Genomic DNA, 12,496 nt, shown 5'->3' with positions numbered 1-12,496 from the left:
GTCGGCGCCGGTCATGGCGGCGTACCGGTACTGCGAGGCAGTGACCGGGCTGCAGGCCCGCAACTTCAGCTACGGGATCCGGCTCCTGCCGGAGCCGAAACGGCTGGCCATGTCGGCCCTCTACGCGCTGGCGCGCCGGGTGGACGACATCGGCGACGGCGACCTCCCGGCCGACCGCAAGGCCGAGGCCCTGCTGCGCACCCGCGAGCTGCTGGACGAGGTCCGGGCCGGCTCGGTGGCGGAGGACGACACCGACCCGATCAAGGTGGCCCTGGCGGACACCGCGCGGCGCTTCCCGATCCCGCTCGGCGGCTTCGACGAGCTGATCGACGGGGTCGAGATGGACCTCAAGGGCGCCGAGTACCAGACGTACGAGGAGCTCAAGGTCTACTGCCGGTGCGTGGCCGGGGCGATCGGCCGGCTCTCGCTCGGCGTCTACGGCTGCGACGACCCCGAGCGCGGGGCCCGCTACGCGGACACCCTCGGCCTGGCGCTCCAGCTCACCAACATCCTCCGCGACCTGCGCGAGGACGCCATGAACGGCCGGACCTACCTGCCCGCCGAGGACCTGGTCCGGTTCGGCTGCCAGGAGGGCTTCGCCCTGTCCAGGCCGCCGGTCGGTGCCGACTTCACCGGCCTGATCGCGTTCGAGGCCGCCCGGGCCCAGGCCGCCTTCGAGGAGGGCCTGCGACTGCTGCCGATGCTCGACCGCCGCAGCCGGGCGTGCACGGCCGCGATGGCGGGCATCTACCACCGGCTGCTCGGCCGGATCGCGGCGGACCCGGAGTCCGTCCTGCGCGGCCGGGTCTCGCTGCCGGGCTGGGAGAAGGCGTACGTCGCGCTTTCCGGGCTCGCCGGGGGGCGTTCTTGATTCTTGCCACAGTTCTGTCACGCTGTGTCAGCGGGGAATCACTTATGGGTAGAGCCGTGTTGACCGCTGTGTTGGGCACGACCGTACTGATCACGGGCGCACCGGCCACGAACGGGCCGCGCGTCGGACACGAGGGGGAGGGCCGATGACCGGGCGAGCCGATGCCGCGCGCCCGGCCGCCGTGGTGGTCGGCGGCGGTCTGGCCGGCATCACCGCGGCGCTGCGGCTGGCCGAGGCCGGCCACCGGGTGACCCTGGCCGAGGGCCGCCCCCGGCTCGGCGGCCTGGCCTTCTCCTTCCAGCGCGGCGAGCTGACCGTCGACAACGGCCAGCACGTCTACCTGCGCTGCTGCACCGCCTACCGGGGCCTGCTGGACCGGCTCGGCGCCGGCCGGCTGGTCCACCTCCAGGACCGGCTCGACGTCCCCGTGCTGGGCGTCTCCGGGCCCGCCGACGCCCCGGTCCGCACGCTCGGCCGGCTCGGCCGCGCCGCCCTGCCCGTCCCCTTGCACCTGGCCGGCAGCCTGGCCCGGTACCCGCACCTGGGCCCGCTCGACCGGGCCCGGGTGGTCCGCGGCGCGCTCGCGCTCCAGCGGCTGGACCTCGCCGACCCGGCGCTCGACGCCGTCTCCTTCGGTGACTGGCTGCGCGGCCAGGGGCAGAACGAGCGGACCCTGGCCGCCCTCTGGGACCTGGTCGGCGTCGCCACCCTGAACGCGCGGGCCGACCAGGTGTCGCTGGCCCTGGCCGCGATGGTGTTCAAGACCGGGCTGCTGTCCGACCCGGGCGCCTCCGACATCGGCACGGCCACCGTCCCGCTCGGCACGATCCACCACGACCGGGCGCTCGCCGAACTGGAGCGGGCCGGGGTGAAGGTCCTGCTGCGCGCCCGCGTGGCGGAGCTCAAGCCGGCCGCGCCGCAGCACGCAGTCCGGCTGGAGGGCGACGGCGAGCCGCTCGCCGCCGACACCGTGGTGCTGGCCGGCGCCCAGGACACGGCCGCCGCCCTGCTGCCGCCCGACGCGATCCCCGGACAGGCCCGGCTGGCGGAGTTCGGCACCGCGCCGATCCTCAACGTGCACGTGGTCTACGACCGCAAGGTGCTGCGCAAGCCGTTCTTCGCCGCACTCGGCTCGCCGGTCCAGTGGGTCTTCGACCGCACCGCGCACTCCGGTCTGGCCGGCACCGAACTCGGCCGGGCCCACCCCGGCGCCCAGTACCTGGCGCTCTCGCAGTCCGCCGTGCAGGACGAGATCGACCTGCCGGTCGCGGAGCTGCGCGACCGGTACCTGCCCGAGCTGGCCCGGCTGCTCCCCGCCGCGGGCGGGGCCGAGGTGCTGGACTTCTTCGTCACCCGGGAGCGCACCGCCACCTTCGACCCGGCTCCCGGGACCGCGGCGCTGCGCCCCGGTCCGCGCACCGGGGTCCCCGGCCTGCTGCTGGCCGGCGCGTGGACGGCCACCGGCTGGCCCGCGACCATGGAGGGCGCCGTGCGCAGCGGCCATGCCGCCGCCGACGCCGTGCTCGCCGCCGCCGGCCACCGCCTTCCGGCGGACCGCGGCGACGGGAGGTGGCCCAGGTGACCCGGGGCCCGCTCGGCGGCGACCCCGGCGACCCCGCCAGACCCGGCGGTCACGCCCCAGGTTCCGGCGGCCCCACCGGTCCGACCGGCCGCATCGACATCGCCAGCGCCCGGCCGTCCCACGCGGCCCGGCACCACCAGGGAGAGGGAACGCACGTGGAGTCACGCACCGGCACTGCCGTCGGAGGCACGGCGCACGCCGAACCGGTCTCGGTGCCGGAGCTGCTCGCCCGCAGCCGCACGCTCTGTACCCCGCCGCTGCGGGCCGCCGTCGCCCGTCTGGCGGCGCCGATGGACACCGTCGCGGCGTACCACTTCGGCTGGATCGACCGGGACGGCACGCCGGCCGCGGGGGACGGCGGCAAGGCCGTCCGCCCCGCCCTGGCACTGCTCTCCGCCCGGGCCACGGGGGCTCCGGCGGAGACCGGTGTGCCGGGCGGTGTCGCTGTTGAACTGGTGCACAACTTCTCCCTGCTCCATGATGATCTGATGGACGGTGACGAGACCAGACGCCACCGGGCCACCGCCTGGACGGTCTTCGGTCCGGCCCAGGCGATCCTGGTCGGTGACGCTCTGGCCACGCTCGGTACGGAGGTGCTGCTCGACGCCGCGACCGCGGGCGGCGCGAGCCCCGTCGATGCCGCGCGCGCCGTCCGGCTGCTCACCACCGCGACCCGTCGGCTCATCGACGGGCAGGCGATGGACGTCGCCTTCGAGCAGCGGGACAGCGTCACCGTCGCCGAGTGCCTGGAGATGGAGGGCGGCAAGACCGCCGCCCTGCTCGCCGCCGCCTCGGCGATCGGCGCCGTCCTGGCCGGCGCCGACGACCGGGTCTCGGACGCCCTCCAGCGGTACGGCCACCACCTGGGCCTGGCCTTCCAGGCGGTGGACGACGTGCTCGGCATCTGGGGTGCCACCGAGGTGACCGGCAAGCCGCACTGGGGCGACCTGCGCCAGCGCAAGAAGTCCCTGCCGGTCGCCGCCGCGCTCGCCGAGGGCGGCGCCGCCTCGCGCGAACTGGCCGAGCAGCTCGCCGACCCCAAGGGGCGCGGCGAGGAGAGCGAGGCCGAGCTGGCCGCCCGTGCCGCGCTGATCGAGCAGGCCGGCGGGCGGGACTGGACCCGGGAGGAGGCCCGCCGCCAGCACACGACTGCCCTCGCCGCCCTGGACGAGGTGCCCATGCCCGACGGGGTGCGCGAGCACTTCGTCGCACTCGCCGAATTCGTGGTGGTACGAGAGAGGTGACGTTACGTTGACAGCAACCGCGGACGGCCGGCTCGACCCTGAGTACGATTCCGAGCCGGTCGCGGTGGGGGGCCTCCCCCCGGCGCTGCTGAGCGCCGGGCGGCGGCAGCCCGAGGGGTCCGCGCCGGCCCGCCAGGCCGGCCGGACCGAACAACAACAGGAACAGCCCGCCTCCGCCGAGGAGGCCCTGGCCCGCGCCACCACTCACCTGCTCTCCCTACAGAGCTCCGAGGGGTGGTGGAAAGGCGACCTGGAGACCAACGTCACCATGGACGCGGAGGACTTACTGCTCCGGCAGTTCCTCGGCATCCGGACGGAGGAGCAGACCAAGGCCACCGCCGAGTGGATCCGCTCCCAGCAACGGGAGGACGGCACCTGGTCCACCTTCCACGGCGGGCCCGCCGAGATCTCCACCACCGTCGAGGCCTACGTCGCCCTCAAACTGGCCGGCGACGACCCCAACGCACCGCACATGCTGGCCGCCGCCCGCTGGATCCGCTCCGCCGGAGGCATCGCCGGGGCCCGGGTCTTCACCCGGATCTGGCTGGCGCTCTTCGGCTGGTGGCCGTGGGAGCGGCTGCCCGAGATGCCGCCGGAGATCATCTTCCTGCCGAAGTGGCTCCCGCTGAACATCTACGCCTTCGGGTGCTGGGCACGGCAGACCATCGTCCCGCTGACCGTGGTCTCCGCGCACCGGCCGGTGCGTCCGGCCCCCTTCCCGCTCACCGAGCTGCACACCGACCCGGACGACCCGTACCCGGTCAGGCCGCTCGCCCGGGCCACCACCTGGGACGGCGTCTTCGAACGCCTGGACAAGGTGCTGCACGCCTACCACCGCCGGGCCCTGCGCCCGCTGCGCAAGCTCGCCGTCGCCCAGGCCTGCCGCTGGATAGTCGAGCGCCAGGAGGCCGACGGCTGCTGGGGCGGCATCCAGCCGCCGGCCGTCTACTCGCTGATCGCCCTGCACCTGGAGGGCTACGAACTGGACCACCCGGTGATGCGGGCCGGCCTCTCCTCCTTCGACCGGTTCACCGTCCACACCGAGGACGGCCGGCGCTGGCTGGAGGCCTGCCAGTCACCGGTCTGGGACACCTGCCTGGCGACCGTCGCGCTGGCCGACGCGGGTCTGCCGCCCGACCACCCCGCGCTGGTCTCCGCCGTCGACTGGATGATCGGCGAGGAGATCACCAGGCGCGGCGACTGGTCGGTCCAGCGGCCCTCGCTGGCCCCCGGCGGCTGGGCCTTCGAGTTCGAGAACGACACCTACCCGGACATCGACGACACCGCGGAGGTGGTGCTCGCGCTCTGCCGGGTCGCCCACCCCGACCCGGCCAAGGTCGGCGGCTCGATCGACCGGGGCGTCCGGTGGAACCTCGGCATGCAGTCCAAGAACGGCGCCTGGGGCGCGTTCGACGTCGACAACACCAGCACCCTGCCGAACAAGCTGCCGTTCTGCGACTTCGGCGAGGTGGTCGACCCGCCGTCCGCGGACGTCACCGCACACGTGGTGGAGATGCTCGCCGAGGTCGGCAAGGCCCGGGACCCGCGCACCCGGCGCGGCGTCGAGTGGCTGCTGCGCAACCAGGAGGCCGACGGCTCCTGGTTCGGCCGCTGGGGCACCAACTACATCTACGGGACCGGCTCGGTGCTGCCCGCGCTGGTCGCCGCCGGTGTGCCCGCCGAGCACCCGGCGATCCGCCGGGCCGTCCGCTGGCTGGAGGACCGGCAGAACACCGACGGCGGCTGGGGCGAGGACATGCGCTCCTACGAGGACCCGGCGCGCTGGGCCGGGCGCGGCGACTCCACCGCCTCGCAGACCGCCTGGGCGCTGATGGCGCTGCTCGCGGCCGGCGAGGGACCGGACGGCCACGCCAACCCGGCCGTCGAACGCGGGGTCGACTGGCTGGTCCGCACCCAGTTGCCCGAGGGGACCTGGGACGAACCGCAGTTCACCGGCACCGGCTTCCCGTGGGACTTCTCCATCAACTACCACCTGTACCGGCTGGTCTTCCCGGTCACCGCGCTGGGCCGCTACCTGCACGGCAGCCCCGCCACCGGCCGGTTCGCCCCCGGTGCCCCGACGATCGGGGCGTCCCGGTGAGGCCCGCCCCGCTGCTGGTCCTCTGCGCGCTCGGCCCCGAGGTGTGGGCCCTGCGCGGAGGGGACTGGCGAGGCTCGGCCGGCGGCCCGCCGGTCCTGGTCCGCACCGGTGTCGGCCGGCGCCGGGCCTCGCTCACGGTCCGGCGACTGCTCACCGCGGCGCCCGGCGGCTACGGCGCCGTCGTGGTGGCCGGCTTCGGAGCGGCCGTCGCACCCGGGGTCACGCCCGGGGACGTGATCGTCGCGGACGGGGTGCGCGACGCCGAGGGGAACCACTTCGCCGTCGACTCCGGCCCGACACTGACCCGCGCCCTCAGGGAGCGGGGCCTGACCGCCCACACCGGCGTGCACCACACCGCCGACCACGTGGTGCGCGGGCTCGAACGGCGCGCCCTGCACCTTCAGGGAGCACTCGCCGTCGACATGGAGGCGGCCGCGGTACTGGCCGCGCTCCGCGAACTGCGCCCCGCCCTGCCCGCCGCCGTGCTGCGGGTCGTGGTCGACACCCCCGAGCGCGAGCTGCTGCGCCCGGGCACCCTGCCGGCCGGCGTCCGCGCCTGGCGGACCCTGCGGGCGACGGTGCCCGCGCTGGTCGACTGGCACCACCGGAACCGGCAGGACCGGGACCGACCGTCACCCGGCACCCTCAACCACCCCACACCCTCGACGCTCCCTCAGGAGGCGAGCTAGCCATGGCCATGCCGTTGCGCCAGACCGTGCGGGTCGGCACCTACCTGATGCAACAGAAGCTCAAGCGGCGCGACAAATTCCCGCTGATCGTCGAACTGGAACCGCTCTTCGCCTGCAACCTGGCCTGCGAGGGGTGCGGCAAGATCCAGCATCCGGCAGGTGTGCTGAAGCAGCGGATGCCGGTCGCCCAGGCGGTCGGCGCGGTGCTGGAGTCGGGGGCCCCGATGGTCTCGATCGCCGGCGGCGAGCCGCTGATGCACCCGCAGATCGACGAGATCGTCCGGCAGCTGGTCGAACGCCGGAAGTACGTCTTCCTCTGCACCAACGCGCTGCTGATGCGCAAGAAGCTCGACAAGTTCACGCCCTCGCCGTACTTCACCTTCACCGTGCACATCGACGGCCTGCGGGAACGGCACGACGCCTCGGTGGCCAAGGAGGGCACCTTCGACGAGGCGGTGGAGGCGATCAAGGAGGCCAAGCGGCGCGGCTTCCGCGTCACCACCAACAGCACCTTCTTCAACACCGACACCCCGCAGACCATCATCGACGTGCTCGACTACCTCAACGACGACCTCAAGGTCGACGAGATGATGATCTCCCCGGCCTTCGCCTACGAGAAGGCGCCCGACCAGGAGCACTTCCTCGGCGTCGAGCAGACCCGGGAGCTGTTCCGCAAGACCTTCGCCGGTGGGAACCGGCGGCGCTGGCGCCTCAACCACAGCCCGCTCTTCCTGGACTTCCTGGAGGGCAAGGTCGACTTCGAGTGCACCGCCTGGGGCATTCCGAACTACTCGCTGTTCGGCTGGCAACGGCCCTGCTACCTGATGGCCGACGGGTACGTGCCGACCTACCGCGAACTGATCGAGAAGACCGACTGGGACAAGTACGGCCGCGGCAAGGACGCCCGCTGCGCCAACTGCATGGCGCACTGCGGCTACGAGCCGACCGCCGTCCTCGCCACCATGGGCTCGCTCAAGGAGTCGCTGCGGGCGATGACCGAGACCGTCGGCTCCGGCCGGAGGCGCTGAGCGCACACCGTCGGCGGGCGGCGCGACCGCCGTACCGCCCCGCCCGGCCCGGGCCTCCGCGCCCGGGCCGGGCCACCCCGCCAGGCGGGGTACCACCGCACCGCTCCGAGTCGTGAGGTGAACCCGTGTCACTGCTCTCCAGCGTCACTTGCCCGGCGGACCTGCGAAGACTCCCGGCCGCCGAACTGCCCCGGCTCGCCGACGAGATCCGCGACTTCCTGATCGACGCCGTCACCAGGACCGGCGGCCACCTCGGCCCGAACCTCGGGGTGGTCGAACTGACGATCGCCCTCCACCGGGCCTTCGACTCCCCGTACGACCGGATCGTCTGGGACACCGGCCACCAGAGCTACGTCCACAAACTGCTCACCGGTCGCCAGGACTTCTCGAAACTCCGCTCCAGGGGCGGACTCTCCGGTTACCCCTCGCGGGCCGAATCCGAACACGACCTGGTCGAGAACTCGCACGCCTCGACCGCCCTCTCCTACGCCGACGGCCTCGCCAAGGCCGCCCAGCTGCTCGGCGAGCACGACCGGAGCACCGTCGCGGTCATCGGCGACGGCGCCCTCACCGGCGGCCTCGCCTGGGAGGCGCTCAACAACATCGCCGACGCCAAGGACCGGCCGCTGGTCATCGTCGTCAACGACAACGAGCGCTCCTACGCGCGCACCATCGGCGGCCTCGCCAACCACCTCGCCACGCTGCGCACCACGCAGGGCTACGAGCGGTTCCTCTCCTGGGGCAAGGACGCGCTGCAGCGCACCCCGGTCGTGGGCCAGCCGATCTTCGACGCGCTGCACGGCGCCAAGAAGGGGTTCAAGGACGCCTTCGCGCCGCAGGGCATGTTCGAGGACCTCGGGCTCAAGTACCTCGGCCCGATCGACGGCCACGACCTGGCGGCCCTGGAGTCCGCGCTGACCAAGGCCCGCGGCTTCGGCGGCCCCGTGATCGTGCACTGCCTGACGGTCAAGGGCCGCGGCTACCGGCCCGCCGAACAGGACGAGGCGGACCGCTTCCACGCGGTCAACCCGATCGACCCCTACACCTGCCTGCCGATCTCGCCCAGCGGCGGGGTCTCCTGGACGTCCGTCTTCGGCGAGGAGATGCTCGCCATCGGCGCGGAGCGTCCGGACGTGGTGGCGATCACCGCCGCCATGCTCCAGCCGGTCGGGCTGGCCAAGTTCGCCAAGGCCCACCCGGAGCGGACCTTCGACGTCGGCATCGCCGAGCAGCACGCCGTCACCAGCGCCGCCGGCCTGGCCACCGGCGGGCTCCACCCGGTGGTGGCGGTGTACGCGACCTTCCTGAACCGCGCCTTCGACCAGGTGCTGATGGACGTCGCCCTGCACCGGCTGGGCGTCACCTTCGTGCTGGACCGCTCCGGGGTGACCGGGCCGGACGGCGCCTCGCACAACGGCATGTGGGACATGTCGATCCTCCAGGTCGTCCCCGGCCTGCGGCTCGCCGCGCCGCGCGACGCCGACGAACTCCGCGTCCAACTGCGCGAGGCGGTCGAGGTCGCGGACGCCCCGACCGTGGTCCGCTTCCCGAAGGGGACCGTCGGTCCGGCCGTCCCGGCGGTCGAGCGGATCGGCGGCGTGGACGTCCTGCTGCGGACCGCCGAGCAGCCGGAGATCCTGCTGGTCGCAGTCGGCACCACGGCCGCCTCCGTACTGGACGCCGCCCGGCTGCTGCTCGCCGAGGGGTTCACCGCGACCGTGATCGACCCGCGCTGGGTCAAGCCGGTCGACCCGGCGTTGCCGGCCCTCGCCGCCGGGCACCGGCTGGTCGTCACCGTCGAGGACAACGGGCGCACCGGAGGGGTCGGCACGGCCGTCGCCCAGGCACTGCGCGACGCCGACGTGGACGTCCCGGTCCGGGTGCTCGGACTGCCGCAGGAGTTCCTCGGGCACGCCGCCCGCGGCGAGATCCTGGAGGAGACCGGCCTGACCGGTACCGGGGTCGCCGCCCAGACCGCCGCCTTCGCCAAGAACCTGCTACGGGCCAGAGGACTACCGAACCGAGGAGCGAACCAGCACCATGCCGGCTGACCCCGACGACCGCACCGAAGCGCGCTTCGACCTCGCCGCCCTGCTCGCCGAGCGCGGCGGCGAGCGGTACGAGCTGCAGAGCCGCTACCTCAATCCGCAGCTGTCGCGGATGCTGCACACCATCGGCTTCGACAAGTTCTACGAGCGTGCCAAGGGACAGTACTTCTACGACGCCGAGGGCAACGAGTACCTCGACATGCTCGCCGGCTTCGGCATCTTCGCGCTCGGTCGGCACCACCCGGTGGTCCGCTCGGCGATCCAGCAGGTGATGGACCTCGACCTGCCCGACCTGGTCCGTTTCGACTGCTCGCCGCTGCCCGGTCTGCTGGCCGAGCGGCTGTTGTCCCACACGCCCGGACTGGACCGGGTCTTCTTCGGCAACAGCGGCACCGAAGCGGTGGAGACGGCGCTCAAGTTCGCCCGGTACGCCACCGGCCGGAAACGGGTCCTCTTCGCCGACCACGCCTTCCACGGGCTGACCACGGGTTCACTCTCGGTCAACGGCGAGGGTGGCTTCCGCAAGGGCTTCGACCCGCTGCTCCCGGACACCGCCGTCCCGCTCGGGGACCTGGGGGCGCTGGCCAAGGAGCTGAAGCGGGGCGACGTCGCGGCCCTGATCGTCGAGCCGATCCAGGGAAAGGGCGTGCAGGCGCCCCCGCCCGGCTGGCTCCGCGCGGCCCAGGAGCTGCTGCACGAGCACAGGGCGCTGCTGATCTGCGACGAGGTGCAGACCGGCATCGGGCGCACCGGCGACTTCTTCGCCTACCAGTACGAGGAGGGCGTGCTGCCCGACCTGGTCTGCGCGGCCAAGGCGCTCTCCGGCGGCTATGTGCCGGTCGGCGCGACGCTCGGCAAGAGCTGGATCTTCGAGAAGGTGTACTCCTCGATGGACCGGGTGCTGGTCCACTCGGCCAGCTTCGGGTCCAACGCGCAGGCGATGGCGGCCGGGCTGGCGACCCTGGAGGTCGTCCGGGACGAGCAGGTGGTGGAGAACGCCGCCAAGGTGGGCGAGTACTTCCGGGGGCGGCTGACGGCGCTCGTCGACACGTACGAGCTGCTCGCCGAGGTGCGCGGGCGCGGTCTGATGATCGGCATCGAGTTCGGCCGACCGAAGTCGCTGAAGCTGCGGACCGGCTGGACGGCGCTGCAGGCGGCCCGCAAGGGGCTGTTCGCCCAGATGGTGGTCGTGCCGCTGCTGCAGCGGCACCGGATCCTCACCCAGGTGTCCGGCGACCACCTGGAGGTGATCAAGCTGATCCCGCCGCTGATCATCACCGAACGGGACGTCGACCGCTTCATGGACGCGTTCACCGAGGTGATGGACGACGCGCACCGGGGGAGCGGTCTGATGTGGGACTTCGGGCGGACCCTGGTGAAACAGGCGGTCTCCAACCGCTGAGCGGTCCGGCCGGTCCGCGCGGCCGGTCCTGACAGTGGATCCGTGCGGCCGGCCCGTGCTGCCGGTCCGTGCGGCCGGGGAGGTCGGGCGCCGGGGTGTGGGGGGATCGGGAGGCCGGGCGTGCCGGCTTCCCACTCCGTGGGAGGCACCTCGTCAGAGCTCGGTCCGGCGGCGCCGGATCACGACGACGAGATCGACGACGGCGAACAGCGTGAGGACTCCGCAGGCCACGGCGAACCCGGTCAGGGTGGACCGGCTCGGCGCGCCGAACTCCGGGGCGTTCGCGGCCCAGACCGCGAAGCCCACGGTGGCCAGGGCGAACAACGGGGTGAAGGTCAACGAGAGCAGGTAGCGCAGCCGGAGGGCACTGCGGGCGGTGGCGGGCTCGGTGCCGCTGCGCCACCGGCGCGGGGCGGTGGTGGGCATCCGCGGTCACCTCCCGGGTCGGCCGCCGGTGCCGGCCACCGGCGCCTGCCGTCGGTACGGGTCCTCGTACGGCGGTCTACGATTCCAGCGTACGTCCGGGATGCGAGCCGGGGAGGGGCGATGACGGACGCCGACGCGGAAGGTTACGCGGGGCTGCGGGTGGAACGGGCCGAGGAACTGGCCCGGAGGCACGGATGGGCCTCGGTGCGGGTCATGGCGCAGGGAGCGGCGATGACCATGGACTACCGGGAGGGGCGGCTCAACCTCGCGGTGCGCGACGGGGTGGTGGTGCGCAGCTGGGAGGGGTAGCCGGGGCGCTCGCCGGGACGCCCCGGCCGGCCCCGCCGGGCCCGGTCCTCGCCGGCGGCCGGCCGAGGCGTCGCTCGACGGCGAGGACCAGCGGTTCCAGCAGGGGGAGCGAGAGCAGGACGAGCAGGCCGGCCGCCCAGCCGGCCAGCACGTCCGTCACCCAGTGGGTCCCCAGGTAGACGGTGGTGAGCCCGACCGAGCAGGCGGTGGCGCCGGCGAGCACCGCCCCGGTGCGGCGCCACCGGCCCGCGAGGTAGGCGAGCACGCCCCAGGTGACCACGGCGTTGGCGGTGTGTCCGGAGGGGAATATGGTGCCGCCGGAGAAGAGCTCGGGCGAACCGACGTAGTGGGCGTAGTGCGGGCCCAGCCGGCCCGTGACGATCTTGACCGTGCCGACCGTGAGGTTGAGCAGCAGCAGCGCGGCGCCCGTCACCAGCAGCGGGCGGATCCGGCCGAGCCGGCGGGCGCGCCAGCCGATCCAGACGAGTACGGCGACGGCGGACGGGCCGCGCTGGCCGGCCACCACCCAGTTGTCCAGCAGTGGCTCCGGCCCTGGCCAGCGTTCGTGGGGCCGGGCCAGACGGACCGCCCAGTCCAGGTCGACCAGGGCGGTGTCGAGCAGCACCCCGGCGACGACGAGCAGGTAGCCGAGGCCGGTGAGGCCCAGCAGGACGGTCTGCCGACGGCCGAGCGGCGGCTGCGGGGACGGGCGGGAGGCGGGCCCGCCGGTGGTGCGCAGGCCCCGGCGGCGGGTGGTGGTCGGGGACTCCGGGAGTTCACTCGGCGCGTGCACGCC

Annotated in this window: 11 protein-coding genes; 9 read left to right on the top strand and 2 right to left on the bottom strand. The window is 73.6% G+C overall.

The window, feature by feature from the left end:
- The first annotated feature begins 13 nt into the window (after positions 1 to 13).
- From hpnD to PUR56_RS11595, 8 genes are all read left to right on the top strand, one after another.
- Positions 14 to 871: a presqualene diphosphate synthase HpnD gene (gene hpnD, locus PUR56_RS11630; RefSeq protein WP_329948909.1), complete on the top strand. Its 858-nt coding sequence runs from the start codon at positions 14 to 16 to the stop codon at positions 869 to 871.
- Between the two features lie 145 nt (positions 872 to 1,016).
- The gene (hpnE, locus tag PUR56_RS11625) at positions 1,017 to 2,453 is read left to right on the top strand and encodes a hydroxysqualene dehydroxylase HpnE (protein WP_329948824.1); all 1,437 of its coding nucleotides are present in this window, start codon (positions 1,017 to 1,019) and stop codon (positions 2,451 to 2,453) included.
- Between the two features lie 155 nt (positions 2,454 to 2,608).
- Complete coding sequence (locus PUR56_RS11620) at positions 2,609 to 3,697, top strand: polyprenyl synthetase family protein (RefSeq protein ID WP_380362183.1); 1,089 nt, start codon at positions 2,609 to 2,611, stop codon at positions 3,695 to 3,697.
- 7 nt (positions 3,698 to 3,704) lie between these two features.
- Positions 3,705 to 5,798, top strand: a complete 2,094-nt coding sequence (gene shc / locus PUR56_RS11615; RefSeq protein WP_329948823.1) for a squalene--hopene cyclase — start codon at positions 3,705 to 3,707, stop codon at positions 5,796 to 5,798.
- On the top strand, positions 5,795 to 6,487 hold the full coding sequence (locus tag PUR56_RS11610; RefSeq protein ID WP_329948822.1) for a 5'-methylthioadenosine/S-adenosylhomocysteine nucleosidase family protein: 693 nt from the start codon (positions 5,795 to 5,797) through the stop codon (positions 6,485 to 6,487). The genes shc and PUR56_RS11610 overlap by 4 nt, the downstream gene beginning before the upstream one ends.
- A 2-nt stretch (positions 6,488 to 6,489) precedes the next feature.
- Positions 6,490 to 7,515 (top strand): adenosyl-hopene transferase HpnH, encoded by a 1,026-nt coding sequence (hpnH, locus tag PUR56_RS11605; protein ID WP_329880316.1) that lies wholly within the window; start codon positions 6,490 to 6,492, stop codon positions 7,513 to 7,515.
- Between the two features lie 125 nt (positions 7,516 to 7,640).
- Positions 7,641 to 9,566 (top strand): 1-deoxy-D-xylulose-5-phosphate synthase, encoded by a 1,926-nt coding sequence (dxs, locus tag PUR56_RS11600; protein ID WP_329948821.1) that lies wholly within the window; start codon positions 7,641 to 7,643, stop codon positions 9,564 to 9,566.
- Entirely contained in the window at positions 9,556 to 10,965 is a 1,410-nt protein-coding gene (locus tag PUR56_RS11595) for an aspartate aminotransferase family protein (RefSeq protein ID WP_329948820.1), read from the top strand. The genes dxs and PUR56_RS11595 overlap by 11 nt, the downstream gene beginning before the upstream one ends.
- A gap of 153 nt (positions 10,966 to 11,118) precedes the next feature.
- Here the strand turns inward: PUR56_RS11595 and PUR56_RS11590 are convergent, their stop codons facing one another.
- The gene (locus tag PUR56_RS11590) at positions 11,119 to 11,391 is read right to left on the bottom strand and encodes a DUF6343 family protein (protein ID WP_329948819.1); all 273 of its coding nucleotides are present in this window, start codon (positions 11,389 to 11,391) and stop codon (positions 11,119 to 11,121) included.
- A gap of 120 nt (positions 11,392 to 11,511) precedes the next feature.
- On the opposite strand from PUR56_RS11590, the gene PUR56_RS11585 reads away from it, so the two are divergent.
- Positions 11,512 to 11,700: an I78 family peptidase inhibitor gene (locus PUR56_RS11585; RefSeq protein ID WP_329948818.1), complete on the top strand. Its 189-nt coding sequence runs from the start codon at positions 11,512 to 11,514 to the stop codon at positions 11,698 to 11,700.
- Here PUR56_RS11585 and PUR56_RS11580 read toward each other — a convergent pair.
- Entirely contained in the window at positions 11,651 to 12,493 is an 843-nt protein-coding gene (locus tag PUR56_RS11580; protein ID WP_329948817.1) for a phosphatase PAP2 family protein, read from the bottom strand. The two genes, PUR56_RS11585 and PUR56_RS11580, sit on opposite strands and share 50 nt — an antisense overlap.
- Between the last annotated feature and the right edge of the window lie 3 nt (positions 12,494 to 12,496).

Source organism: Streptomyces sp. BE303 (assembly GCF_036290945.1).
In the GTDB taxonomy this organism is placed as follows: domain Bacteria; phylum Actinomycetota; class Actinomycetes; order Streptomycetales; family Streptomycetaceae; genus Kitasatospora.
Note: the sequence above shows the minus strand (reverse complement) of the source record. Positions and strands in the feature narration are given on the sequence as shown.